A 566-nucleotide genomic window follows, 5' to 3' on the forward strand; every position below is an offset into this window, starting at 1 on the left:
CTCGCCGTAAAAGGTAATCAAAAAACACTGTATGATGCTGTTCGCAATGCACTTTGTGACGAAATCGACGCAGAAGTACTTTGTTTAGAGCAAGGCCATGGGCGTAACGAAGCCAGAACGTACCATGTCATGGAAGCAGATAGTCTTGCCGAGACTTTTCCCGAATGGAAAGGGCTTAAAAGCATAGGAGTTGCGTTGAGCTATCGTCGAACCAAAAGCGGTAGTGAATCCCTTGAATACCGTTATTACATTAGCTCAGCCAAACTGAGCAAAGCCCGCTTTGCCAATGCCGTACGCAGCCACTGGGCAGTTGAGAACAGCCTACATTGGGTGTTAGACGTATCGATGAAAGAAGACCAATGCCAAATATACAGAGGGAATGCAGCAGAGGTACTGTCAGGAGTGCGGAAGATAGGGTTAAATATGCTGAGAGCAGAAACATCCAAAAAAGTCAGCATCCCCCGTAAACAGAAGCGAGCATATGGTAGTACTGACTACCTAGAGCTGGTACTAACAGCGGGTTTAAATGCGTTGAGTGATATTTAGGCATTCATGCTCTCACCCTG

At 46.5% G+C, this 566-nt stretch carries 1 protein-coding gene; it reads left to right on the forward strand.

All coding sequences use genetic code 11. The features are described 5' to 3' along the window. Positions 1 to 546, forward strand: a 546-nt coding sequence (locus L9G74_RS19925) for an ISAs1 family transposase (RefSeq protein ID WP_238898513.1), incomplete at its 5' end; no start/stop codon positions are given. Positions 547 to 566: the final 20 nt, after the last annotated feature.

It is taken from the genome of Shewanella electrica, from assembly GCF_022321485.1.
Lineage (GTDB): Bacteria > Pseudomonadota > Gammaproteobacteria > Enterobacterales > Shewanellaceae > Shewanella > Shewanella electrica.